Genomic DNA, 25,400 nt, shown 5'->3' with positions numbered 1-25,400 from the left:
ATCTCATGCCAATCTTCATAATTAAGAGCCTCGTCTTGCAGAGAAGTCGAGGTTTTATTTTTTACTAACCAAATTGCCCTATATAAGGAGGTGAGAATACATGGGAAGAAGTCTGGCCGATAAAGAAGCCGCACTAGCAGAGTTAGAAGCACAGCTATCTGACACGCAGATGGTGATGGTAATTGATTACTCCACCCTGAGCGTGGCGGAAATTACCAAGCTCCGCCGCCAACTGCGCCCGACAGGTACGGTATGCAAGGTGGCGAAGAACACGTTGATGCGCAAAGCGATCGCATCTCACGAGCAGTGGCAGCCAATGGAGCAGTTCCTGAAGGGATCGTCGGCTTGCCTGCTGGTTAAGGAAGATATCGCTGGTGCGATCAAAGCCTACCAAGGTTTCCAAAAGGAAACCAAAAAGACGGAGTTGCGCGGTGGCGTGCTCGAAGGTCGCGCTTTAACTCAAGCGGATCTAAAAGCGATCGCCGATCTGCCATCTCGCGAAGTACTGCTGGCACAGATCGCGGGTGCGATTAATGGCGTTGCTACCAAACTGGCTGTCGGTATCAAAGAAGTACCGCAATCTCTGGGCAGAGCAATCAAGGCAATTCACGAAAAAGAAGCTGCCTGATACCAAATCCGCGCTACTTATCCCTCTATATTGCCTGGCGACTGCAAGTCGCCGCTGCGCAAGCAAAGTCTGCCTGCGCTGACTCCAATAAAAGGGGGTAATAAATCGGGATTTTGTATAGCTACTGCAAATAAAACAATACGTAAACAAGAGTAAAAGTAAAGATATGTCTGCTACTACCGACCAAATCATCGAACAACTGAAGACCTTAACCCTGCTCGAAGCTGCTGAGTTAGTTAAGGCAATTGAAGAAACCTTCGGCGTTTCTGCTGCTGCCCCTGTGGGTGGTGTTGTCATGGCTGCCCCCGCTGCGGGTGGCGGCGCTGCTGCTGAAGAAGTTGAAGAAAAGACCTCCTTCGACCTCATATTAGACGAAGTGCCCGCCGATAAGAAGATTGCCGTTCTGAAGATCGTGCGCGAAATTACCGGTTTGGGTCTGAAGGATGCGAAGGATCTAGTCGAAGCTGCACCGAAAACCGTTAAGGAAGGTATGCCCAAAGCTGATGCGGAAGCTGCTAAGAAACAGATCGAAGAAGCTGGCGGTAAAGTCTCCATCAAGTAGATGGACGGGTTTGGGAATTACTCTAATCCCCAAACAAAATTTATCGATAATTGTAGGGGCAGCGCCCCCGTGCCTGCCCTAAACTTCGAGGCGATCGCGGGGGAATCATGCCAAATCCTTACGAATTAGCCCTATATAGCCTGGCGACTAGAAGGTGTGGCTATACAAACACAGTCTGCCTGCGCAGACTGTGAGAAAAGGGGGTAACAGATCGGGATTTGGTATCACCCTACAGGTTTTTCTTATTAGGAAAAGATTTTTATGAGCGATCCACTTTCCGAACTTTTTGCGGTAATCGAGGATCGTCGGGTCAACCCCAAACCCGATTCCTACACCTGTAAGCTGTTTGATGGTGGGGACAATCGCATATTGAAGAAAATAGGCGAAGAAGCGGCAGAAGTGGTAATGGCTTGCAAAGATGACGATCCAGATGCGATCGCCTCAGAAGTGGCAGATTTGCTATATCACACTTTAGTAGCGATGTCCTATCATCATGTCAACGTGCAAAGCGTCTATGAGAAGCTAGCTCAACGTCGCTAAGCACCTGACGTATTGCGAAACACCCGAAAAAAGGTAAAATGATTGTCAAATTCAAGGCTTGATGGTTCAGGTTGAGTATCAACTCCGATCGAGCAAGGTATTTCAGTTAAAGTAAAAAAGTTTGAGCTAACATGCCCGATGCGTATGTTTTGGGATTGGGACAATCCGGGTTTTCCGCCGCCCGTTTACTAAAGGCAAATGGATGGCAAGTCAGAGTAGGCGATCGCGGTTCTACCCCCGAACTTATGCAACGCCGCACGCAACTTCTCAATCAGGACATTCAGGTTGAGCTAGGTCAAGATTTCAGTTTCGATCGCAACGGTTATCGCACGGATTCGATCGTGGTTAGCCCCGGTATTCCATGGGATCATCCCATGCTGCTCCAAGCTAGAGATCTGGGAATTGAGACGATTGGCGAAGTCGAACTAGCATGGCGCTATCTCAGTCAATATCCCTGGGTAGGTATTACTGGCACAAATGGCAAGACCACAACCACTGCACTCACTGCGGCAATTTTTCAAGGCGCTGGTTACAACGCCCCTGCCTGCGGCAATATTGGCAAGGCCATCTGCGAGCTAGCGGAGCCAGGCAGTCCTCCATGGGACTGGATTATTGCCGAGCTTAGCAGCTATCAGATTGAATCGGCTCCTAGCGTCCAGCCTCAAATTGGGGTTTGGACGACATTTACGCCCGATCACCTCAACCGCCACTACACGATCGAAGCGTACTGTAATGTTAAAGCTTCTCTTTTGCGTCGATCGCAGCAAACTGTCTTGAACGGAGACGATCCTTTCCTGGCCGAAAATGGGCGATCGCTATTTCCTGATGCCATCTGGACTAGCTGTACGGGTAGCATGCCGGAAGCCGTCGAGCGCGGCGCGATCGTTCGAGATGATTGGGTAATTTTTGCAGGCTCCCCCGTCCTGCCATTATCGAAATTCAAGTTATTGGGAGAGCATAACAAGCAAAACTTACTGGTAGCTGTTGCCGCCAGCAAGCTAGCAGGGATTGACTCGGAAAGTATCGAGCGATCGGTAGCCCAGTTTAAAGGCGTTCCCCACCGCCTCGAACATATATGCAATTACCAGGGCATTAACCTGATCAACGACAGTAAGGCCACGAACTACGATGCCGCCGAGGTCGGTCTGAAATCTGTAGAAGGGCCGGTAATTCTGATCGCGGGCGGTGAGTCTAAGAAGGGCAATGCCGAAGCCTGGCTCCAGGCGATCGCCCGCAAAGCCGTATTTACTCTATTAATCGGGCAAGCAGCGTCGGAATTTGCGGAACTATTCAACCGCGTTGGATATTCGCACTACGAAGACGTGCAGACGATGGATGCCGCCGTACCCAAAGCGATCGCCCTAGCAGCAGAGCTAAATGCCACGGCAGTTTTACTATCTCCCGCCTGTGCCAGCTTCGATCAATTCGCTAATTTTGAGCAACGCGGCGATCGTTTCCGTCGCCTATGTTTGGCAATTTGTGAAGGTGATAGTTAACCCACGGGTAATCAAATTGTCTGTATGGAACAAGTTAAGATCTTGCATTACACGAGAAAAGTCTCTTAAATAGACCACACAAGTCTCGCTATTGCATAAGCTCATGCTGACCCTCACCGAACGCCTTATTGCCGATCGCCATGTCCAGGTCAATCTCACCCTACCTCTGACTGCTGAGGAGCGTCGTCGCAGCCGCAAGCAATTCACAACGGCTGAGGGGGTTACCGTGAAACTAAATTTAGCCAGAGGCACGGTGTTGCAGCATGGTGACATCTTGGCCGGTGAAGACGTATCTGCCGGCACGAGTCAAACTACGAAACAACTGGTGAGGGTGATTGCCAAACCCGAACCCACGATCGCCGTGACTGCCCGCACACCTCTGGATTTGCTCCGCGCTGCCTACCACCTCGGCAACCGCCACATCCCACTCGAAATCGCGTTAGATCGTCTCAGATTAGAGCCAGATCCCGTTCTAGTCGATATGCTGCAACAAATGGGATTGCACGCCATCGAAGAGATTGCCCCCTTTCAACCAGAAGCTGGAGCCTATGCCAGCCAAGCTCAGCACGCAGACAGCCATCATCATTCCCATGCCTGATGCAATTACCTTGATGCGACTGCTACAACTAGCAAGCTCAACTTTACCTGTGGGAGCCTACAGTTACTCCGAGGGGCTTGAGTATCTGGTGGATTGCGGCACAATTAATAGCCCCGATCGCTTGCATCACTGGCTCGCGCAAGAACTGTCGTGTGGTGCGATTCGGGTGGAAGCAGCGGTTTTGGTAAGGGCTTATGAGGCGATCGCGACTCAAAACCTCAACGCACTTTGGTATTGGAATAACTGGCTGTCCGCTGCCCGCGAAACAGAGGAATTGCGTTACCAGAGCTGGCAAATGGGACAGAGCCTGATGCGCTTGCTGCCGAGCTTGCAGCCAGACTCGGACTTCTCTTTTGCAAACAATCGTAACTGCAATTTCGCGATCGCCTTTGCGATCGCGGCTGCTAACTGGCAGATCGATCGTCATACTGCGGCGATCGCTTACCTCTACAGTTGGGCCAGCAATCTGGTGGGTGCTGGGGTAAAACTGATTCCTTTAGGGCAAACTATGGGGCAGCAAATCCTGAGAGATTTACAACCCCAAATTGCCAATACCGCCCAGCAAGTTATCCAGCCTGGCGATGATGTCCTGGAAGCCTGTACCTGGGGGCTGTCTCTAGCTAGCATGGCACATGAAACCCAATACACCAGACTGTTTCGTAGTTAGCAACGCGATCGCTCAGATTAAAATGCAAATTAAAAGTTACTGTATAGCTATAGTCAACAGGCTTAGGACGGGGTGCAGGGGTGAAACCCCTGCGTGGGGGCGCAGCCATACCCCCTGTCCTAACAGATCTGTCTATGGCTATAAAAAATCCATTGATGTAGAGGGGAATTTATACTATGGACGAGCAATTGATCGATGCGATCGCTAAGAAAGATTTGCACCTGGTCAAAGAATTGCTGGCAGCGGGGGCTAATCCTAATGCTCGTCGGGGCAAGAAGAGTGCGTACCAACTGGTGCCTCGCGGTGCTGATGATATCAAGTGCGCCTTGATCGAAGCGGGCGCTGAAGATCCAGAATTGCGCCATTCGCTAGTTTGGGTAATCGAGCGAGGCAACGTCAATACGGTGCGAGTGCTGATTGCTAAGGGTGCAGATGTGAATGTCTCTACATTTAGCGGGACTCCAATTCAGGTGGCGGCGCGGGGCGGCCATACTGAGATTGTCGAATTACTAATTGCTGTAGGTGCAGATGTGGATGCTGGAAGTGGTATTAGTACGCCTCTGCTAGAAGCCATCGAGCGCGGACATTCAGATATTGCGCTTCATCTAATTGCCGCAGGAGCTGACCCCAATCGGCTGCCAGATTTTGGCGGTACCGCCGCGATCGCATTGGCAGCGGCGCAGGGTTCTCCAACCACAATTCAAGCTCTAATTGCATCTGGTGCAGATCCCAACACTAAAGTACCGCATATTGCGCTCAATCGCTTGCAAATGCAGCAAGAGGCTGCATCTAATCTAAGCTCGGCATTTGGTGCTTTAGAGTCTTTAGGCAAGCTGATGGAATCGTTAGAAGATATAGATGACGATGAAGAAGTATCTAGCGATCGCGTGACCGCGATCCAAAATGAAATAGCTCAAATTGAATCTAGATCGACACCACAAACCACAGAAAGAACAAAATCTGAAGATGCTAGAGATACATTTCCCCTAATTATTGCCTCTCGTTGCCGTCGTGCCGAAGCCGTAGCAAGTTTATTGGCAGCGGGAGCCGACCCGCATCGCAAAGATGGAGAGGGTATGACAGCCTACGATTGGGCAGTTCGGAATGAAGATACCCAAGTGCTAGCGGTGTTGCGTCAGTTTGGGATTACAGAAACAAGACTTGATGTGAATGAGAAACTCATCCTCGCTAGCGAGCAAGGCAATTTGGTACTCGTCCGAGAGTGCTTAGCGCAAGGGGCGAATGCCAATGCCCGCGATGCTCGCAGTCAAAACCGAGATCGAACCGTTCTGATGCTGGCAGCATCTGCCGGCCATTTAGAAATTGCGAACGCCCTACTGGCAGCCGGAGCCGACCCTAATCTTAACGATCTGAGCGATCGCGATGCAAATTCTCACAAAGGACTCAGATCCTTATTGGAACACTCCGATCCAGATACTATTCTCAGTATGGGTTACAGATTTGGCAGGACGGCTCTGATGGTAGCCGCTGCATCCGGGCACCATGAGATTGTACGGCAGCTATTGCGAGCGGGTGCCGAGTCCAACTACAAGGACGCAGTAGACTGTACGGCTCTGGCTTTAGCAGTAGAAAACAACAACCTGCAAGCAGTTGAAGTATTGGTGAGCGGGGGGGCTGATGTGAATCGCGCGATAACCTATGGCAATACCCCTCTGATCCTGGCTTGCCAAAAAGGGGCAGTTGAAATTGGGGAGTTTTTACTGGCGCAAGGTGCCGATCCCATGCAAATGAATCGCGATCGCGAAACCACCCTGATGAAAGCAGCCGCAGCGGGAAGTTTACCCCTAGTGCAAATGCTAATCGCGCGTGGAGTTGACGTAAATGCGATCTCAAAGGGAAGACAAACCGCGATTTCCTTAGCAGCCGGAGCGAGCCATCACGTCGCAGTCGATCGCAACGACTACAGTTCTGGCAATTATTCCAGGGAATATAGCGATGATGGTACCTGTTGGGAATATCAGCCGCTGCCGGAAGATAGCATCATAGAAATCGTCCAGGCTCTACTCCAGGCAGGTGCCGATCCTAATCTCCCCAACTGCGAAGATACGCCTCTAATCGCAGCAGCCCGTAACGGATATTTACAACTGTTGCAGGCTCTGCTCGACCGAGGGGCACGGTTAGATGTCAGGAATCGAGATGGAGATACAGCGACATATATAGCTAAACTTTACAATCGCCAGCAGGTTCTAGAGTTTCTGCGCGCATCAGGTACTGACTTAAGCTCGCTTAAGTCAGAGGAAATAGAAGACATCGATGATGACGAAGATATCGATGATGACGAAGATTGGGGAGCAGATTTGCCGCAACCTGACTTCTCAGAAGCTGCCAATAGCCCTGGCTATCAGCAGGCAGTGGCAGATTTAGCTGAGATGTGCGGCAGTACTCCAGTGGCGATCGATGGGGTACCGGGTTGGTCTTCCATCCACATCAATAGCAAGCAGCGCCAGAATATCAAAACCGAAGAAATCCAAAATCAATTTCTCGCACGCGGTTGTTTTGTCTACGAACCAGATTGCTATCGCGGCGACGGGCCAGAGAAGCTTTGTATTCTACCTACTACTGACAAATATGATGTAATTGCAGTGCATCAAACCAATGGGTGCAATTATAACATCGGGCCGAGCGATGTGGTGGAATGGCTGCGCGATCTCGAAGCCGAGCAACCGTTTATTTTGACTTGTATAGCTCACGATACTTTAGCAGGAAGATTTCTGACAGCGATCGCCGATCCAGAAAGCTTAGCTGAGAAGATGTATGAATTTTGCCCAGATATCGTCGATCAGGGCTGCGGTTCCGTTGAGATATTGGCTGAAAGTCTAGCAGAAAGCGATGCTCTATTTTTCTGGTGGGATTGAGCAATCGCTATATCAATCCACTAGCATCAATAAAGCGACCTTGCAGGTCGCCAGGAGAGGCGTTGGCTACAAAACCTAGGATCCTGTTTTCGGGGGTCACAATAAAGGTATAGCGGTTTGCAGATCGGAAAGAGTAGGGGGTTTGGGGGCGTTGCCCCCAAGAAGGGGTTCTACCCCTTCACCCCGTCAATAAAACCTGTTCTCAATTGAAAAACGCTATACCTCGATAAAATCCATTTCCATCTGGATCGAGTTCCCGTAGCGCTAATGAAAAGCCAGTAGCATTGGCTAATTGCGGATCGCTACCTCCTTGTCCTATAATAGTATCTCCCTCTGTAGTGCCATCCAATAGATCGCCTGCGGAAGTACCTACAAGAACTGCCATAACTCTATTCCTCACCTACTGACTATAGAGTTTTTACGAAAGTCGTATTGATATTAGTTTAGAATGCAATGGATGTCATAAACCACACGATCCTAGCAAATGTATTGCACCAGGATCGTCATTCTTCATGGTTCGTATCCTACTGTTAGCTTAAAAAAGTTGCAGGTTCAGCTTATTTACACATAATTTTTGATTTTTATGTGCGATCGCGATCGCTGACTGACACGATCCAGGAGAGCTATAGCGGTTTTCAGATGAAAACGAGAAGGGGGTAAGGGGTGGAACCCCTTACCCCCTTCAATAGCTGTGATCGCGATCGCTGACTGACACGATCCAGGACAGCTAGCATTTGAGGCGATCGCTTAAAGTCACGCTTACATAAATATTAAAAGCCATGAGCAATAAATCTTCAACTGCACGACTAGGTGCACAGTTGGAAGGCACTTCGGCTCGGTCGCTCAATATGATTAATACGGCAGTTGCTGGCTTCACCATAACTACCTGGTTATATGCCAACGCTGCGTCTCTGCAATGGTTATTTGATGCACTCATCAGTACATCAGCCCTGAATCTTTTACTAATTGGGAGCATCGCGATTGGCCTGGTTATCTTAACTGTGGTGCGGCGTACCAAGCTGGAAATTTCGACTTTACCAGTGATGCGCGCTGCGCCGTTGGCTTTGATGTGGGGGTCAGCGATCGCGGCGATCGCCTTGAGTTGGTTTATCGATATCGAGCAGATTTCAGTGCTGTTATTTCTATTGGGTACCTATGGCTTATTGGGACTATTCATCTCGCCAGCACGCTGGCAGCAAGGTATACCAGTTGCCGCAGCGATCGCTTGCGTAATTCCATTTAGCTTGCAATTTACCAGTGGCTTGGGTTTCACAGTAAGGGTACTCACATCTCATATTGTGGAATACTTGCTTTCAGCACAGCATATCGCAGCAGCATCATCCCACGACATTATTGTTTTAGAGAATGGCATTGCTCATGTTGACTTGCCCTGTAGCGGACTTAAAAGTTTATGGGCGGGAACGCTGTTTTTACTTCTGACTACCTGGTTAGAGAAGCGTAAATTTGGATTCAAATGGTTGCTTGTTTATGCAGCCTGTTTGACGTTGCTGATTGCGGCAAATGTCGGGCGCGTTATGCTTTTGGTAGTAGCTAATAACATCCTGCAACAACCACAGTTAGCTCAAATTCTACACATCCCAGTTGGTCTGATTGGTTTTGTGGGAGCATGTGGAATCTCGTGGCTGCTACTCAGGCTCGTTCCACACTATCCTGCTAGATCGGATTCCGTCCTCCAGCATGAGGATTTACGACAAATAAGAGTGAAATTGCAAAAGCAAACTCGCACTCAGAATATCGTTCTAATTATTTGCCTGATCGGGCTAGCGCTTTTTCCCCGTCCCGTTTTCAGTAATATCCCACCCTTAGCGCTCGGCAATATCCACTGGCCCGACCAAATGCAGTTACAGCCACTACCGCTGACAGAAACCGAACTGGGATTTTTTAATAGTCAACCCACCACTAAAGCAGAAAAACAACGCTTCCAATTTGGTAATCTCTCCGGCTCGATGTTATTGGTCAGCAGTTCGTCCTGGCGCAGCTATCACGCTCCGGAGTTGTGTTTTGTGGGAAATGGATTCAAAGTCGATCGCATGACCCAAGCGAAGATAGCTCCTGACTTCCCAGTGCGCTGGCTTTCATTGCAGGATGGCAAAATGTCGGCAACCTATTGGTTGCAGTCGAGATCGCAAACAACAGATGAGTTCCTCGCTCGTATATGGAGCGATATGAGCCGACAGAGTCGGTCTTGGGTGATGGTTTCGATTTTATTCGATCGAAATCGAAGTCCAGAGCAGCCTGAAATTAATGCCTTTGCGACATCCGTACGCGGTGCGATCGCGCAGGCTTTAGAGTAGGGACAAGTTTGGCGAGCAGTTATCGATTTTTACTAATAGCACATGGTAATTAGTGATGTTATTTAAGATTTTCTTCTGGGTATCGAATATTTGTTTTCTACTGATTGCCTACTTAGGAGTTTTACCCTTTATCGGTGCCAGTTTTTGGGCAGATTTACTGTCAGGCAACCTACCATTCGATCTACTTCTACCATTTATTGGTTTAGTTGGTGCGCCAACTGTTAGTACGATATCCAGAGGTGTTTCTGGCTTAAAAAATAGAAATGAGGGGAGTTTCTCACTCGCAAAACTATATTTTGGCGTGGAAGCCCCGATCGTGTTGTTATGCCTTCTGCGTCTATTCTGGCTGCACGAACTGACACCCGCTACTACGTTCATCTTGCTTTCAGTACTTGTCTGCGTCGCATCGTTTACCTACGAATTATCGCAACCAACAGATCGCACGAACAATGGGAATAAGTTGCTAGCTTGGATGCAAATGGCCGCACACAGCCTCATGTTACTCTTAGGTAGCTATCTGCTCGTTATCTGTCTGTTTTATGCTCTACCCGCGCTTTATCTTGGTGGCATAGGCTTAATTTGGAGTGTTTTCTTCCCGCCACTGCTGCCAGCAGCGATCGCTCTGATTGCCATTCTCATCATGCCATTGGGATTAGCGATCGCGTACGTTCAAGCATGGCGACGATTCCACCACACATTTGCAGAATCGCGCGGAAAGTTAATTGCAAGAGCCGTGACATTGGGAACAATCGGAGCTTGGTTGGGGTTACTGGCAGTAGTTCAGATGCAACCGCAGGATCGAGTATTTGCAATGCTGAGCCAGCCAACTGGAGATGTGAGCAAGCGTCAGGAGCTATTACAGAAATCCAACTTTATCCGTGAGGGTTTGCTCAATGCCTATCTCGCCCGCTATCGCTATCCCATAATTAACGAAGAAAATAGTATTATTGGCGAGTTTTACACCTTTTTGAGATTCCCGACTGAGTTCGTTAATTGGTTACAAAGCGCTCATAATTTTGTCATATCGCCATTTGTATATAACGGTACTGTGAAGGATTCGGCAGAAGCGGAAGCGCTCTACGCACAGTTCTTCGATCGCCCCATTTTAAGAGCGGAGCAGAAAGCCATACAGCTTGCCGTGAATGCGACATTCGATCGAGCTTCGGCCAAGGCAGGCTTGCTGAGCGTGAATCAGAAAAAGGTACTGCTAACCAAGCAGGAAGTGTCGGTTAAAGAACACGGCGACTGGGCAGATGTGGAATTGCACGAAGTCTATATCAACAAAACTTCCCAACAGCAAGAGATATTCTATGCATTCTCATTACCAGAAAGCGCCGTACTCACAGGAGTGTGGTTGGGCGATCGCGATCGCAAGTCTGCCAGTTTCCCTTTTACGGTCTCCACGCGCGGAGCAGCTCAAAAAGTCTACAATACTGAGGTACAGAGGCGTGTAGATCCAGCTTTACTAGAACAAGTAGGCCCGCAAAGCTATCGCCTCAGAGTGTTCCCAATTTTGCCTAATTTCAACAGAGATGCCACGGGGAAACAGTCGGAAATGCACATGTGGATGACCTACAAAGTGATGGGTCAGGTCGGATCGCCAGCTAACGGTTGGCCGTTGCCGCAGCTTGCCGAGCGCCGCAATGTCTTTTGGGATAAGAATACCAAACGCACGTTCAACGGACAAGCGATCGCCTCTGAGGATAAGTGGTTCGAGCCGCTACTACCTGCCAGCAGCCAGATTGCTCCTCAGCAAAGACAGGCGATCTTACCAAATGGCGATCGCGTTGCCGTCAAACCACTGCGCGCACAGGACTATCGCCTGCCTAAGGGCAAACGTTTTGCGATCGTGCTGGATGGTTCTCGCAGTATGGCATCTTATCAAGAAGAAATCCGGAAAAATTTTAAGTGGTTAGAGGCAAAGGTAGAGAAAGATAACGATTTCGATGTATTTATCTCTGCGACTTACGGGGCGAAACCGCAAAGAATCGATAATCTCCAAGACCTTAAGCTGCCTGAAGGTATGTTCTATGGTCTGCTACGTCCCCAAGAGATTCTCCAACAGTTCAGTAAACTACAAGGTAACACCACCTACGATGCTGCGATCGTTCTCACTGACCAGGGCAACTACGAGCTCACCGACGAGAAAGCCTCCGTATCAAAGATAACAGCGCCCTTGTGGATGGTGCATTTGGGCGGTCTACCTGCTGCCTATGATGATGCTACTCTTGATGCGATCTCCAAAAGTGGTGGCGGCGTTGCCTCCTCAGTCGCAGGAGTGCTAGAGCGCACGGCTACCCAGGCAGCTTTAGGCTCATCAGTCCAGAATGTCGCGGATGGCTATGCCTGGTCGTGGGAGTCATCTCCTCATGCATCTGCGTTAGACATCAAATCTGATAATTCCGATCGGAATACATCTAAAGATAACTTCCTACCGTTAGCAGCGAGGCAAGTGGTGAGATACATCAGCCAGGACGCGGATCTTACTCAAGTGTCGGAACTCGATCGCATCCATGCTCTGGCGAAGCGTTACAATATCGTCACGCCCTACTCATCGATGATCGTACTGGTAAACGACGAGCAAAGAGAAGCGCTGAAGAAAGCTGAGAATGAGAGCGATCGCTTCAAGCGCACAGTTGAAGACAATCAACTACCACAACCTTCTAGTGCTACGGGAATACCAACTGCCAATGTGTCTGGAGTACCGGAACCCGACCAATGGCTTCTAATTGGCATAGTCGTGCTTGCTTTAGTGGCGATCGCGTGGCGAACCGATCGGGCTCAGAATATGGAGAATAGTGTAAAGGGTAGCAATCGCTGAGGTAGACTAATTGTAGCGCTTTTCAATTGAGAGCAGGTTTGATTGACGGGGTGAAGGGGTTCCACACGGCAGTGACTCTAGCGGGGAACCCCCAAGACCGCCATGCCTCCCCTTCTTGCGGGCAACGCCCCCAAAACCCCTACTCACATCCGACCTGAAAGCCGCTATAGAATAATCGAACTGAAGTCTCGATCTAAGAAATCGGACTGGTTAGCTGGCGATCGCAATACAAGCAGAGAGCTTTAAGCCCAGGTAGGAAAAATAGAGGTAGGTGGGCTTGGGTGCTACAAAATTTTGGAACGAAGAAGTAATCCGCAAGCCCAACAATAATAAAGCCCCGATCTCCATGACGGTGGCGAGCTTAGTGCCCAGTACTTCTACACTAGTTTTGGTGCTGTCCAGACAGTATTTGGCGTATTCATACAGCAGATCGCTATTTAACTGCTTGCCCTGAGCATTCTTGGCTAACATCCCCGCCAGTAGTTCCCGATCCATGCAATTGCTAACCTAGACATCGTCCAGATCCTAGCAGATGGAGATGGGGTGGCAAGGGTGCAAGAGCGATCGCGCCACCCACTCGCTTGCCACGAGGTTATGGCTTTGCAAGTACCAAAGTGCCAGGTTTTCTATAATATAGGTTTAACTGAAATGTTACGCGGGGTTTCAAGCTCTTCCGCGTAAGATGAATGTTTAAGTCAAGTCAAAAAAGTCAAACAGAGTTTTATGTCTACGATCGCAGTTGCCCCAAAACCTGGAGATATCCTCCGTCAGGCCGATCCGGATCGCCTGCACCGCATTCGCCACACCGCCTCACACGTGATGGCAATGGCAGTACAAAAACTATTCCCAGAAACCAAGGTAACGATTGGCCCATCAACTGAAACTGGCTTTTACTACGACTTTGACCGCAAAGCACCATTCGCGCCCGCCGATCTCAAAGCTATTACCAAGGAGATGAAGCGCATCATCAAGGCTAACTTGCCATTGGTGCGCCAGGAGTTCGAGCGCGAGGCCATTAAAGCTGAGATCGTCAAGCTGAACGAACCCTACAAACTGGAACTATTAGATGCCATCCCCGAGGGACAGATAATTACGCGCTATACGATTGGCGATCCTGCCAAGATTGAAAATCCCTGGTGGGATTTATGTGCGGGGCCGCACCTGGAAACAACGGGCGAAATTAATCCCGATGCGTTTGAGCTAGAAAGTGTCGCCGGAGCCTATTGGCGCGGCGATGAAAAAAATGCCATGTTGCAGCGCATCTACGGTACGGCATGGGAGACCCCCGAGCAGCTAGCTGCCTATAAGGAGCAGATCGAGGAAGCCAAACGCCGCGATCATCGCAAACTAGGTAAGGATTTACAGCTATTCAGCATCCAGGAAGATGCGGGTGGCGGTCTGGTATTCTGGCACCCACGCGGAGCCACCATGCGTAATATCATCGAAAGCTTTTGGAAAGAGACTCATCTCAGCAATGGCTACGAGTTGGTAACCACGCCTCACATGGCTAATCTCGAACTCTGGAAAACTTCAGGACATAACGACTTCTACCGCGAAAGCATGTTTCAGCCTATGGAAGTGGAAGAGCAGGCATATCAAATCAAACCGATGAACTGCCCCTTCCATATCCTGATCTATAAAGATGCCCTCCATTCCTATCGAGAATTGCCGATTCGCTGGGGCGAACTGGGTACGGTGTATCGCTACGAGCGGTCTGGGACGATGCACGGCTTGATGCGCGTGCGCGGCTTCACGCAGGATGACGCTCACATTTTCTGCATGGAGTCACAAATTGCTGAAGAAATTCTGGGTGTCTTGAATCTGGCTGAATTAATTCTCACCACGTTTGGGTTTAACAACTATGAGGTCAATCTTTCTACGCGCCCAGAGAAGTATGTCGGCTCGGAGCAGATCTGGGATAAGGCCACCCAAGCCCTGCGCGATGCCCTCGATCGCAAGGGTTGGAATTATGTAATCGACGAAGGCGGTGGCGCGTTCTACGGGCCTAAAATCGATATTAAGATCGAAGATGCGATCGGACGACGCTGGCAGTGTTCTACGATCCAGGTAGATTTTAATTTGCCAGAACGCTTTGATATGGAATACGTGGGAGAGGATGGCAATCGTCACCGCCCCATTATGATTCACCGCGCTCTGTTTGGCTCCCTGGAGCGTTTCTTCGGTATCCTCGTGGAAAACTATGCAGGGGATTTTCCCCTATGGTTGGCACCAATTCAAGCACGCTTGATCCCCATCTCCGACGCTCAGGTTGACTATGCCCGCGAGGTAGAGCATCTGATGCGTCAGGCAGGGCTGCGAGTGCAAATTGACAATAGCGGCGATCGCATGGCAAAACAAATCCGCAAAGCCGAGCTAGAAAAGATTCCCGTCATGGCAATTATCGGTGCCAAAGAAATGGAGTCAAACACCCTCAGCATTCGCAGCCGCAAGCACGGCGATCTCGGCGCAATTTCTACTACCGAGGCGATCGCCAAAATGCAAAATGCCGTGCAAACTCGCGATTGGCTGTGATGGGAGTTGGAGGTTGGGGTTGGGATGCCCCTTCCCCCCCATAACTGACTCTGATGGCTTTCAGGAAGTTTTTTGGGCAGATTTTCAAGGCTGCCCTTATTTTATTGCTGCGAGAAATTCTGACCGTTGACAAACGATCCGGACTGTAATAATGAATTAAGGGTTCTTAGGTTAAGAATAGGTTAATATATGGTTAAGAGATCTAAATCACTTGTGTTAACAAACGCCGATCGCATATTTTTAACTTTTTGTAGAAGATACTGATGTGTGTCAGGTAGGTTTGGGTATTTTAAAAGGGTTAAGAGTAATTTTAAAAGCGCCTTCAGGGGCAGTTATAAACTATCAGTAACCAGGTTTTAGCTTTTAGATCTCCCGAACTTTTCCTTGAGGTTAAACAAGTACAAAAAGAAGTTTCTAATTTAGGAGGGTTGCCATGAGCAAAATGTCTGAGTTTCTTAATCCATATCACCGCTTTTACGGTGAGTTCACGCCTGAAAACCTGATGTTTGATGCTAATTTGCAAGAATTTGCCCATCGCGTCGGGATTATTTCTGCTTTAGAAAAAGGGGGCAAGATGTCACCTAAAGAGTCTTTCGAGCAAATAGAGTCTTTGTGGCAAAAGCTGAAACTCTCCAAGCATCAGCTTGGCATTGGTAATAGTCGCTCCTGAAAAATTTATGCTTGTATACCAATTAATACAGATAATACAGATCGCAACAAGAGACACGAAAACCGTGTCTCTTGTTGTTTAGATGCTCTTTTAATCAGATTGCAGATGATATTGCTGATAGATCTCCGCAACTGGAATATGCCAAAGCTGTTCTACTGGAAAAGTGTCGGGATCTAGGGTGGAGTTACGACCTCGACAAAAGGCATCCCAACCTGGTTGCCATTGGCGCGATCGCAACCAAAAATGCGTGCCAATTACAACGTTGAACCAGAGCGGCTTGGTCCCAAGAATGAACCACTGTACTTGCTGCTCGCCGACAAAATCGGTATCGTAGCCTAACAGAGCATGCAGTACGTCGTGGATCTGGGCGCGTCTGGGGCCATAGGCGATGGGTTTTAGCTGCCGCGATCGCACGAACGCGGCAAACTCATATCCAAGCGTGCCTGCGGGTAAAGTCTGAAGTTGTCCTAGAGGCGGCACGATCTGGCCGACCCGATCGCTCCACCGCAGCATGGCAGGCTTGAGTGCCCTTAGAAATAGACGTGCGCCTAAATATTGAAAAGAGTCAATAAATTCGTCAATCTCGTGGGGCTGTCGAACGAACTGTATAGATTCGGCTTCGTGAAACGTAACATCCATAGCTAACTTTCTCCCGCGCAAAGCGCAAACCAAATGCAATTAATGCAACTAATTTAGCGATTTGCTGCACTCAGGAGCATCACCAAAACGTCATGAAACCGCTCTAACTTTAGTCACGATTAAAATGAACGAGCAGCGATCGCCTCATCTGTGAAACCAACGCCTACGGAGCAACTCGCACCTACAGCTAAGACACGGCAGGCCATCACACGGGTATCAGCGATCGCAAAAACCTGTTCTCAATTGGAAAACGCTATATAAGCATTCGCAATCGGTTAAGGTATAGCCATAGACAAATCTGTTAGGACAGGGGGTGTGGGGTCTGTGCCCCCACGCAGGGGTTCTACCCCTGCACCCCGTCCTAAGCCTAGTGGCTACAGCTATAGTTCTTAATCTAGTTGAAGGTAGGCAAAAAATATGAAATCTATACTAGCCATAGTAGCTGCGCTTTTTAGCTTGGGTATCACCCACGCTGCTTGGGCTGTGGAATGGGTAGAAATCGATAAAAGTGACGGCTTAAATTATGTCGATAAGGATTCACTACAAAAGAACGGTAGCTCCGTTGTATTTGGTGCTAAAACTGTGCTGCGCGATTCCTCTGGCAATCTAGTTAGAGACATTGAAGGCTACTTATCCGCCGATTGTAATACTAATTCCTATCGAGTTCTCAAATTAAAAAACTTACTGACTGGTGAAACCCTTAATCTTGAAGAAAAAGCCCCTGTAAACAGCGCAGATCCTTCATCCGTCACAGCTAAGTTAATTGCCTACGCCTGTGCTAATAAATAACTGGCCTACACTGTAATTGCTTGCAATCTATCGTTGGGAGAAAGTTACTGAATCGCGTACGCGCTCAGAAGTTGAGAACTTAAAGTCCACACAGGTTGACTCTGTTTGTATAGCCGCGACTTCTATAGCATTTTTCAATTGAGAACAGGTTTTATTGACGGGGTGAAGGGGTTTCACCCCTTCTTGGGGGCAACGCCCCCAAACCCCCTTCTCGTTTTCATCTGAAAACCGCTATAGTCGCCAGTCCATATCGGGATAACTAGATTCTTCCCTAGATCGCGAGCAACTCTCCTGTTGGAAAGCTGCTCGCAAAGTTGCCAGTTGTAAAATAGCTCGACCAGAGACTATTAGAGCTTGGCAAAGAATTCCTTAGAGCCTTTTGGAGTTGGCTTCATGGTATCCTTACCAGGCTCCCAACCTGCAGGGCAAACTTCATCCGGGTGAGCTTGCGTATATTGAATAGCCTTGAGCGTGCGCAGAGTTTCATCGACGCTGCGACCGAATGCCAGATTATTAATCGTGGCATGTTGAATAATTCCAGCTTTATCGATGATAAACAGACCGCGTAAAGCTACGCCAGCCTCTGGATCTAACACATTGTAGGCAGCACTAATTGATTTCTTCAGATCCGCAACTAGAGGATAATTTAAGTCACCCACACCACCAGACTTGCGATCGGTTTGAATCCAAGCAAGGTGGGAAAATTCGCTATCTACGGAGACTCCCAATACCTCAGTATTGAGAGCTTTGAACTCGTCATAGCGATCGCTGAATGCAGTAATTTCCGTGGGGCAAACAAAAGTGAAGTCTAGTGGGTAGAAAAACAACACTACATACTTACCTGCGTAGCCAGACAGCTTCACAGTCTTGAATTCTTGATCCACAACCGCTGTAGCGGAAAAATCAGGAGCGGGTTGACCTACACGTAAACATTCACTCATAGATTAAGGTCCTTATATTGCGTACAAATCCTTTGTTAATACTTTTTAACAATAATTTAACAATAACACAAATTTTAAATTAAGCCATAGTCGTATCGACTTCAGTATAATTTTTTGCCTCCCTCAATATTTCCCTGGATTTTTGTCGATCTCCCCCCAAACTTTCCCTAGATTTTCACGCTTATCGTATTTAGTATTTAGTTGGAGGGGAACAAATCCCCTTGTATTTTTGGTCATCAGCTCAGTGGCGTAAAACCATAGCTCCAAGAATATTGGCAGTTCCCAGGATACAGGGGTGGCTTACGTAATTTTCTAGTGTAGCTGCTATGCTTATGTCGGGAATTGGCACAATAGGTACAGACAGTAAGAATATTTCACCAAACATCTAAACGCACGAGGAAAAACCATGGCACAGGTTAAAGAAGCATTAAAAGAGGCCGATCGCTCGATCGCAGTAACAGCCGAAGCCGTACTAAATGGTAACAATTTGTCATCTGCGCGGCCATGGGGATCGTTCACGGTCTTAGAGGAAGGGCGCGGCTATAAAATTAAGCGGATTGAGGTTAAACCCGGTCACAGACTGAGCTTACAAATGCACCATCACCGCAGCGAGCATTGGATCGTGGTTTCTGGTACGGCAAGAGTTGTCTGTGGCGATCGCGAAACCCTGATCGGTAGCAATCAATCCACCTACGTACCGCAATGCACGGCGCACCGCCTGGAAAACCCCGGTCTAATTCCGCTTGTGATTATTGAAGTGCAAAATGGCGAGTATCTGGGGGAAGATGACATTGTCAGATTTCACGATGACTATTCCCGTGCCGATAGCAAATAATAACTGCCAACAGATTGGTTTATCCACAAGGATGCGGGGGGTGAGCCGCGTAAGAGCAGCCCCCATGCCCTCGACTATAACTATCAATAATATTTGGTAAGAACTGAATATTGACCTTGATTGGGCGATAATTTGTAGGGCGACTATATTCCTCACTTTTATAGCCATAGACAGATCTGTTAGGACATGGGGGTGTGGGGGCTGTGCCCCCACGCAGGGGTTCCACCCCTGCACCCCGTCCTAAGCCTGTTGGCTATAGCTATAAAAGGTGAAGAATAGCGTTGCCAGTTTTTGTATGTTCAAGGAAATAGAGTCAAGGAAACCCACGTGAGCAAAGTTCCACCTTTTGATGTCACTCAGCAATTTCAACAGATTGGTAACGATCTCAATCGGGAGGTGATGGCAGTTCTGGCCTCAGGTCAATATATTGGTGGCCCGCACGTGATGCAGTTTGAGGTGGAATTTGCTGAGTATATTGGTTCCGGGCATGGAATAGCCTGCAACTCCGGTACTGATGCCCTCTACTTAGCGCTGAGAGCCTTGGGGGTTGGCAATGGCGATGAGGTAATTACTTCACCATTTACCTTTTTTGCTAGCGCTGAGGTAATCAGCATGGTAGGTGCAAAGCCTGTATTTGTGGATATTGAGGCAGATAGTTTTAACCTCGATCTCGATCGCTTAGAAGCGGCGATTACCGATCGCACCCGTGCCATCATGCCCGTACATATATTTGGTCGTCCCGTGGACATGACGAGGCTGATGGCAATTGCTGTTGCCAACAACCTCCATGTCATAGAAGATTGTGCCCAGGCAACTGGAGCTACCTGGCAAGGGAAGAGGGTAGGTAGTTTTGGCGATGTCGGTTGTTTTAGTTATTACCCCACTAAAAACCTGGGTGGTTGCGGTGATGGCGGTATGGTGACGACTAATAATGCGGCGATCGCCGAGCAAGTCAAAATCCTGCGCGATCATGGTAGTGCCAAGCGCTACTATCACTCGCATATTGGTATGAATTCCCGCCTGGATGCCATTCAGGCGGCAATTTTGCGGGTCAAATTACCACACCTTAACCGTTGGAACCAACTCAGGCTGGAGATTGCCGATCGCTACGAGCAATTCCTCAAACACGTTCCCCACCTAATTACACCGCCCAAATGTCCTGGTAGTGTTTGGAACCAATACACCATTAGACTGGTTGACTGCGATCGCGATGCCGTCCAGGCCAAGCTCAGAGAACAGGACGTAATCGCAACCACCTACTACCCCCTACCACTGCACTTGCAGGAGGTTTACGCATATTTGGGCTATGAACAGGGCAGTTTTCCAGTTTGCGAAGCCGCGTGCCAGCAAGTATTATCTTTACCTATGTTCCCCGAACTATCAGAAGCTCAGCAAATGATGGTTGTGGACGCACTCAAAACTGCTCTTAGTTAACAGATGTTACGCAGAGCTGCAATCGCTTTTGCTCCGAATAACCTAACTTATAGGGGTCGCAGGGGCGCAGCCCCCGTTTGGGTTCTGTTGCCCTCCCTGATGGCGAAGGGTTAGGGCTAAGATTATTATTTATGACGGTACACCTATGGCAACGGCAACTCTGTTAATCTCATGTGCAGATCGCAAAGGTCTGGTAGCGAAAATTGCGGACTGGCTATTTTCCCATAATGGTAATATTCTCCATGCCGACCAGCATACGGATGCTGCAGCGGGTTTATTTTTGATGCGGGTGGAATGGGAATTAGAAGGCTTTAACTTACAACGACAATTTATTGGTGAAGCCTTCGATCCGTTAGCAGAAGTAATTGATGCCAAATGGCAGTTACATTTCTCTGACTCGGTGCGGCGCATCGCTATTTTTGTCACTAAGCAAGATCACTGTCTCTACGACCTGATTCTGCGCCAGCGATCCGGTGAGTTACAGGCTACAATTCCAGTTGTAATTGGGAATCATCCCGACTTAGAAGCGATCGCGCATAATTTTGGTATTAACTTCCATTACTTACCCGTCACGGCAGACACCAAACAAGCCCAGGAAGCACAGCAACTGGCATTGCTAAAGCAATACGATATCGATTTAGTAGTATTGGCTAAGTACATGCAAATACTTAGCCCTGAATTCCTATCGCAGTTTTCCAATGTAATTAATATTCACCATTCTTTCCTACCAGCTTTCCCTGGTGCGAATCCTTACCAGCGCGCGTACAGTCGCGGCGTCAAGATTATCGGCGCTACTGCCCACTACGTCACTGAAGATCTTGATGAAGGCCCAATTATCGAACAGGATGTGATTAGAATCTCTCATCGCGATTCCGTCTCCGATTTGATTCGCAAAGGCAAGGATCTAGAGAGAATAGTTCTCGCCCGTGCCGTTCGCCTGCATCTCCAGAATCGGGTTCTGGTTTACGGTCAAGCCGCTAGTTCTAACCTGGGGTTACGGACAGTTGTATTTGATTAGTAGTTTTTAATCAATTGCTGTGCCAGTCTAACAAGCGTCATATGAAAACAACATGAGTTTAATTAGTTTACCTACCATAGGAATATCTAATCACCTATCGACTAATTCTTGCAGAGATGGCTATTTCACTTAGCTCCCAAAATCCACACAAATCGTTTCAGCTAGCTAAACTAAGCCGCCAGTCGATCGGGCAAATTGTGGCTAAAACAGTTTCTCTGCTTGGCATTACTACGGTCGTGCTATGTCAAATTCCCACTAGTCAGGCGCAGCCACCAGTATCTCAGGTATCGCAAGCCCATAGCTTGGCGAACCAGCTTCGACTAACTAAGTTAGTAGTCAGTGGGGTGGACAAACTAAAAAATGGGGATTACGATGGCGCGATCGCTGCGTTTAGACAAGTAAGTAACGCCATTCCCCGACAGGATAGCACTGCGACTATGTTTGCCTCCTACGAGCAAATGGGCGCTCGTCGCCGCTCGACATCTCAACAGGCAGCCACAATCATTACCAAACAAGAGTTTCAGAGGCTTAGATTGCTGCTGTTTCTGAGCAATAGGATCGCTGAATTAAAAAAACTACCAAGCCGCTTTACCCCAATCCAAAATTATCGTGGGAATGCTTAAAACTCATGAGAGATTGCACTAATATTTTATCGAGCTGAACGCATCCTGTAAGGAATCGCTTGACTGAATAGGGATAGCGCTTTATTTTCGGGTTTTCTATCAGGACGATCCACCCTGATTTTCCGAATTTTCTCGATCGTCCCGATTGCCTCGAATCAAATAACGTACTTCCTCAAGCAAGACATTAAATCTTTGGTCGCTTTCAGCCTGACGTTGTTTCATCAGATCTAGTTCTTGCTCGAACATATCCATTCTTTGTTGGTTTTGGGCGGCAATTTGCAGCAATGCTTGAGCGGTTATTCTGACTCCATCTAGACTGTCACGCACCTCGTGAACAGTTGAAGTTAATTCACCTACAGTTGAGCTTAATTCACTAACAGTTGTGCGTAGCTCGCTAACATCCGAGCTTAGTTCGCTAACAGTTGCAGCTAAACCACCAACGGTTGAGGCTAAGCCATCAAGCATTTCGTCTGTCCAGCGGGTAACAGCCATTGTGTTTCTTTTAACGTGTTGCTTTGAGATGCTAACTGCTATTTTAGCGTAAGCTTGCTTGTTCTGCGAGGCATTCTGGCACTTTTGAGAAGGAAGCAAGCTATTTGGCGGATAAGGTCTGAGGAAGTTCTGTGCGGGACATTTCGTGTAGTTACTGGAGTTTAGACTAAAAGGCAACAAGAAGCATCTCGCTAGATAGAAACTAGCGAGAGAGAGGATAAAAGGGAAGAAGTTGAGCTAAGCAGTTGCAGCGGAAGCTTTTTTGAGGGGCTTGGCATAGCGTTTTTTGACAGTAGGATAACGAATCCGTTGGGTTCGTTTTTTCCCAAGAGGCCAACCTGGAGACTTACCGCGAGGTTTAGGGTCAGGGGAAGGAGAGCCAATCCTGACCAAAACTAAAGCAAAAGCATTTGCAACTCGACCAGGAGACAATTTAGTCATCGGTTTCTGCCAAGGCAGAGGAGAGTCTTGGACAAGTTCACGAGCGAGCCACAATTGCCAAGTAAGTAAAGGCATCAAGTCCGACCAAGTCTCCATCTGAGCAGGGGTAGAAAGCTGAGGGATTGTCCAATGGAGACGTTGACGCACCAAGCGATACCAATGCTCAATGGCAAATCTGCGCAGATATTTTTGCCATACCTCACTCAAGATTGGCTCGTCTTTAGCGACCCAAATCAACCACAGGGGTTTCGATTCAGGCATATCAAGACGTTCGACCAGAATGAGTGTAAAGGGATGGTCTGCGGCTTGCTTTAAGTGCAGGTTTGGCCATCGACGAATTTGCAATCGTCCCAGTTTAGGCTCTGCAATTGTGATGTCTGCTTGGGGAATAGACCAAGTGTCAGAGTCTTTGAGGCTAAATTTCTCTCCATGCTTATGGGGTCGCCCATGCCCCTCGTAATCCTTTGGGGCATGATACAGAACCCGGTTGGGGCGTAGCCTGAGCAGCTTGATACACGGGATGTCTGCTGTTTGCTGCAAAAATGGTGCGCACCCATACTCGCCATCCCCCAGGAAAAGCACAGTCCCAGGAATTTCCGCACAAACCAAGCGTAACTGACTAGCGGCTTTCTGAATCGGGTTCTCGAAACTGGTGATCCGCTCATGCCGCAACGGTAAGGCAAAACTCCCTTCTGACTCTGGAATCCAGGCAATTGTGCTGTATCCTTGCCCCACCGTAACAGGTTTGCTTCCTACTCCCGGTTGAGGTTGATGTTCGTAGGTGCGTTCTTGTAATGTCACCGCATAGGGACGCGACCAGGCTGTATGGTCGCCCGCCAATATCGTCACCTCTGCTGCCGGCATTTGCTGTATGTATTGCTTCATCAAGTCTTCACGTGGAGGATGACTATCTTGCAGTGCTTCATAGATACTCGACCACTCCCTCCGAAATAATGGGCTTAACGAAAGTTCCACAAACGATGAAACACTCCGACTCGTCAGTACCGCATCCATCAAGTCGAACAGCGCATCTCTCCCGTTCCCTATAATTTCGTACGTGTACTTGCGAAATTGCTCAAGTTTATCCAAACTAATCATGATGAAGCTGTTGATTTTATAGTCTTTTCAGCTTCCATCATCAAGCGGTCAGTCTGCAATGGCTGGCTGCTTTTTACCACTTTTTAGTCTAAACTCCAGTAGTTATTGACACCAATATCTGGATTCTCGCTTTGCTAGGAGGGTGAGTCACATTGCCCGTAAGATTTACCTGTGCTAGCCACAGCTATTGATGGCAAAGCAAATGTCATCGTGTCTGGAGATGATGATTTACGCGCTGATGATGCTTTGAGAACAGCAATGGAGTCGTATGCAATACAATTGCTTGGCGTTAATTCTTTCTTGAAATGTTTAGAGGGAAATACTAAGGAATTTTAAGCGCGATCGCTTTTCGGTGTTAGGCGTTCTGGTGGGGCGATCGCTGCCTTACACTACGCTAAAATATTTAGCAGGCTATAATAATTGCAACTATCTTGGGGTTAAATGCAGCCAACAGAGGCACAACTTAGAAGCCATTTAGGAAGTAAAAGGCGCACCAAAAGCAGGTATAAATACTGATGAAGTCTAGTATAAACCTGAAGAGATGCGCCGATCCTATAATACCGATTTATCCAACCAAGAATGGGAAATTATCGCACCCATGCTACCCAAACCATCAAAATGGGGTAGGCCACCCAAAACAAATATGCGAGAGTTACTGAATGCCATTTTCTATATACTCAAAAATGGTTGTACATGGCAGAATCTACCCCATGACTTTCCGCCTTACTCAACGGTCTATTTCTACTGGCAAAGGTGGGAAAGAACTGGGCTACTGGAGGAGATTAATCGCAAATTGAGCCAACAATTTAGGGAAAAGGTTAGTAAAGAGGCGACCCCAAGCTTGGTGAGTATCGATAGCCAGAGTGTGAAGACAACAGAAAGTGCGGGCAGTCGAGGTTTTGATGGCGGTAAGCAAATCAAGGGCAGAAAACGCTTCGCTATGGTTGACACCTTGGGCTTAGTTGTAAAGGTGTTGGTGTGTGCAGCTAACATCGGTGAAAGAGCAGGAGCTAAGCAGTTGTTACAGAATCTCACATCTCCATTACCACGATTAGAGAAAATTCTGGTTGATGCTGGATTCTCTGGTGATGAAATCACACAATGGGTCAACGACAACTTCGGATGGCTTTGGGAAGTTAGCAAACGGGCAGACAATCAGAAAGGTTTTGTAGTGGAGTCAAAGCGTTGGGTGGTAGAGCGAACCTTTGCTTGGTTAGGTAATTGTCGTAGACTAAGCAAGGATTATGAATTTTATGAGCAAATGTCTGAATCGTTTATTTACTTGGCTTTAATCCGCAAAATGCTAAGAAATCTGGCAACTGCGACTTCCTAAATGGGTTCTTAGACAACTCTACGAATTGATTCGAGCTAACTGGCAATGGAGC

24 protein-coding genes and 1 other annotated feature (1 of these 25 cut by a window edge) are annotated in these 25,400 nt (G+C 48.2%); of the genes, 18 read left to right on the top strand and 6 right to left on the bottom strand.

The annotated features are described in order from the left end of the window. Nucleotides 1-68, top strand: a sequence feature (ribosomal protein L10 leader region) (it extends 124 nt beyond the left edge of the window). A gap of 32 nt (nucleotides 69-100) precedes the next feature. The 7 genes from rplJ (at nucleotide 101) to PSE6802_RS0120555 (ending at nucleotide 7,367) form a co-directional block, all read left to right on the top strand. Then, entirely contained in the window at nucleotides 101-628 is a 528-nt protein-coding gene (gene rplJ, locus PSE6802_RS0120585) for a 50S ribosomal protein L10 (protein ID WP_019501930.1), read from the top strand. Nucleotides 629-794: 166 nt separating this feature from the next. After that, entirely contained in the window at nucleotides 795-1,190 is a 396-nt protein-coding gene (gene rplL, locus PSE6802_RS0120580; RefSeq protein ID WP_019501929.1) for a 50S ribosomal protein L7/L12, read from the top strand. Between the two features lie 261 nt (nucleotides 1,191-1,451). Then, complete coding sequence (gene hisE / locus PSE6802_RS0120575; protein WP_019501928.1) at nucleotides 1,452-1,730, top strand: phosphoribosyl-ATP diphosphatase; 279 nt, start codon at nucleotides 1,452-1,454, stop codon at nucleotides 1,728-1,730. 131 nt (nucleotides 1,731-1,861) lie between these two features. Continuing rightward, nucleotides 1,862-3,226 (top strand): UDP-N-acetylmuramoyl-L-alanine--D-glutamate ligase, encoded by a 1,365-nt coding sequence (murD, locus tag PSE6802_RS0120570; RefSeq protein WP_019501927.1) that lies wholly within the window; start codon nucleotides 1,862-1,864, stop codon nucleotides 3,224-3,226. A 103-nt stretch (nucleotides 3,227-3,329) separates the two neighbouring features. Then, on the top strand, nucleotides 3,330-3,824 hold the full coding sequence (gene ureE, locus PSE6802_RS0120565) for an urease accessory protein UreE (protein WP_019501926.1): 495 nt from the start codon (nucleotides 3,330-3,332) through the stop codon (nucleotides 3,822-3,824). Beyond that, nucleotides 3,817-4,491, top strand: coding sequence for an urease accessory protein UreF (locus PSE6802_RS0120560; protein WP_019501925.1), 675 nt, complete (start codon nucleotides 3,817-3,819; stop codon nucleotides 4,489-4,491). The genes ureE and PSE6802_RS0120560 overlap by 8 nt, the downstream gene beginning before the upstream one ends. Before the next feature lie 176 nt (nucleotides 4,492-4,667). Beyond that, a complete protein-coding gene (locus PSE6802_RS0120555; protein ID WP_019501924.1) occupies nucleotides 4,668-7,367 on the top strand; it encodes an ankyrin repeat domain-containing protein in 2,700 nt (899 codons plus the stop codon). 202 nt (nucleotides 7,368-7,569) lie between these two features. Here PSE6802_RS0120555 and PSE6802_RS0120550 read toward each other — a convergent pair whose 3' ends face one another. Beyond that, nucleotides 7,570-7,752, bottom strand: coding sequence for a hypothetical protein (locus PSE6802_RS0120550; RefSeq protein WP_019501923.1), 183 nt, complete (start codon nucleotides 7,750-7,752; stop codon nucleotides 7,570-7,572). A 394-nt stretch (nucleotides 7,753-8,146) separates the two neighbouring features. On the opposite strand from PSE6802_RS0120550, the gene xrtO reads away from it, so the two are divergent. Then, entirely contained in the window at nucleotides 8,147-9,682 is a 1,536-nt protein-coding gene (xrtO, locus tag PSE6802_RS29835; protein WP_019501922.1) for an exosortase O, read from the top strand. A gap of 55 nt (nucleotides 9,683-9,737) precedes the next feature. Then, nucleotides 9,738-12,503, top strand: a complete 2,766-nt coding sequence (locus tag PSE6802_RS0120540; protein ID WP_019501921.1) for a TIGR02921 family PEP-CTERM protein — start codon at nucleotides 9,738-9,740, stop codon at nucleotides 12,501-12,503. Between the two features lie 210 nt (nucleotides 12,504-12,713). Here PSE6802_RS0120540 and PSE6802_RS0120535 read toward each other — a convergent pair whose 3' ends face one another. After that, nucleotides 12,714-12,998: a hypothetical protein gene (locus PSE6802_RS0120535; protein ID WP_019501920.1), complete on the bottom strand. Its 285-nt coding sequence runs from the start codon at nucleotides 12,996-12,998 to the stop codon at nucleotides 12,714-12,716. A gap of 228 nt (nucleotides 12,999-13,226) precedes the next feature. On the opposite strand from PSE6802_RS0120535, the gene thrS reads away from it, so the two are divergent. Beyond that, entirely contained in the window at nucleotides 13,227-15,035 is a 1,809-nt protein-coding gene (gene thrS / locus PSE6802_RS0120530) for a threonine--tRNA ligase (protein WP_019501919.1), read from the top strand. A gap of 433 nt (nucleotides 15,036-15,468) precedes the next feature. After that, complete coding sequence (locus tag PSE6802_RS0120525; protein WP_019501918.1) at nucleotides 15,469-15,705, top strand: DUF7219 family protein; 237 nt, start codon at nucleotides 15,469-15,471, stop codon at nucleotides 15,703-15,705. A 90-nt stretch (nucleotides 15,706-15,795) separates the two neighbouring features. On the opposite strand, the gene PSE6802_RS29830 is transcribed toward PSE6802_RS0120525, so the two are convergent. Continuing rightward, nucleotides 15,796-16,344, bottom strand: a complete 549-nt coding sequence (locus PSE6802_RS29830; RefSeq protein WP_019501917.1) for a Coq4 family protein — start codon at nucleotides 16,342-16,344, stop codon at nucleotides 15,796-15,798. Nucleotides 16,345-16,761: 417 nt separating this feature from the next. Between PSE6802_RS29830 and PSE6802_RS0120515 the strand changes: the two genes are divergently transcribed. Continuing rightward, a complete protein-coding gene (locus PSE6802_RS0120515) occupies nucleotides 16,762-17,133 on the top strand; it encodes a hypothetical protein (protein WP_019501916.1) in 372 nt (123 codons plus the stop codon). A 347-nt stretch (nucleotides 17,134-17,480) separates the two neighbouring features. Here PSE6802_RS0120515 and PSE6802_RS0120510 read toward each other — a convergent pair whose 3' ends face one another. Further along, entirely contained in the window at nucleotides 17,481-18,074 is a 594-nt protein-coding gene (locus PSE6802_RS0120510) for a peroxiredoxin (RefSeq protein WP_019501915.1), read from the bottom strand. Between the two features lie 406 nt (nucleotides 18,075-18,480). On the opposite strand from PSE6802_RS0120510, the gene PSE6802_RS0120500 reads away from it, so the two are divergent. The 4 genes from PSE6802_RS0120500 to PSE6802_RS0120485 all read left to right on the top strand — a co-directional run bounded on the left by PSE6802_RS0120500 (nucleotide 18,481) and on the right by PSE6802_RS0120485 (nucleotide 21,984). Beyond that, nucleotides 18,481-18,909, top strand: coding sequence for a phosphomannose isomerase type II C-terminal cupin domain (locus PSE6802_RS0120500; protein WP_019501913.1), 429 nt, complete (start codon nucleotides 18,481-18,483; stop codon nucleotides 18,907-18,909). Between the two features lie 327 nt (nucleotides 18,910-19,236). Beyond that, on the top strand, nucleotides 19,237-20,343 hold the full coding sequence (locus PSE6802_RS0120495) for a DegT/DnrJ/EryC1/StrS family aminotransferase (RefSeq protein ID WP_019501912.1): 1,107 nt from the start codon (nucleotides 19,237-19,239) through the stop codon (nucleotides 20,341-20,343). Between the two features lie 145 nt (nucleotides 20,344-20,488). Then, nucleotides 20,489-21,361, top strand: coding sequence for a formyltetrahydrofolate deformylase (purU, locus tag PSE6802_RS0120490; RefSeq protein WP_019501911.1), 873 nt, complete (start codon nucleotides 20,489-20,491; stop codon nucleotides 21,359-21,361). A 116-nt stretch (nucleotides 21,362-21,477) separates the two neighbouring features. Further along, entirely contained in the window at nucleotides 21,478-21,984 is a 507-nt protein-coding gene (locus PSE6802_RS0120485; RefSeq protein WP_019501910.1) for a hypothetical protein, read from the top strand. A 99-nt stretch (nucleotides 21,985-22,083) separates the two neighbouring features. On the opposite strand, the gene PSE6802_RS0120480 is transcribed toward PSE6802_RS0120485, so the two are convergent. Both PSE6802_RS0120480 and PSE6802_RS0120475 read right to left on the bottom strand, forming a co-directional pair. After that, nucleotides 22,084-22,476, bottom strand: coding sequence for a hypothetical protein (locus tag PSE6802_RS0120480; RefSeq protein WP_019501909.1), 393 nt, complete (start codon nucleotides 22,474-22,476; stop codon nucleotides 22,084-22,086). A 237-nt stretch (nucleotides 22,477-22,713) separates the two neighbouring features. Continuing rightward, nucleotides 22,714-24,015 carry an NF041680 family putative transposase gene (locus PSE6802_RS0120475; RefSeq protein ID WP_019498766.1) on the bottom strand — a complete coding sequence of 434 codons (1,302 nt, stop codon included), beginning with the start codon at nucleotides 24,013-24,015 and terminating at the stop codon, nucleotides 22,714-22,716. A gap of 171 nt (nucleotides 24,016-24,186) precedes the next feature. On the opposite strand from PSE6802_RS0120475, the gene PSE6802_RS34965 reads away from it, so the two are divergent. Beyond that, nucleotides 24,187-24,351 carry a hypothetical protein gene (locus PSE6802_RS34965; RefSeq protein ID WP_019501908.1) on the top strand — a complete coding sequence of 55 codons (165 nt, stop codon included), beginning with the start codon at nucleotides 24,187-24,189 and terminating at the stop codon, nucleotides 24,349-24,351. A gap of 205 nt (nucleotides 24,352-24,556) precedes the next feature. After that, entirely contained in the window at nucleotides 24,557-25,348 is a 792-nt protein-coding gene (locus PSE6802_RS0120465) for an IS5 family transposase (protein WP_019498649.1), read from the top strand. Nucleotides 25,349-25,400 lie beyond the last annotated feature (52 nt).

This window comes from Pseudanabaena sp. PCC 6802 (assembly GCF_000332175.1).
GTDB lineage: Bacteria > Cyanobacteriota > Cyanobacteriia > Pseudanabaenales > Pseudanabaenaceae > PCC-6802.
The sequence above is the reverse complement of the archived record's forward strand: the minus strand, read 5'-3'. Positions and strand labels throughout refer to the sequence as shown.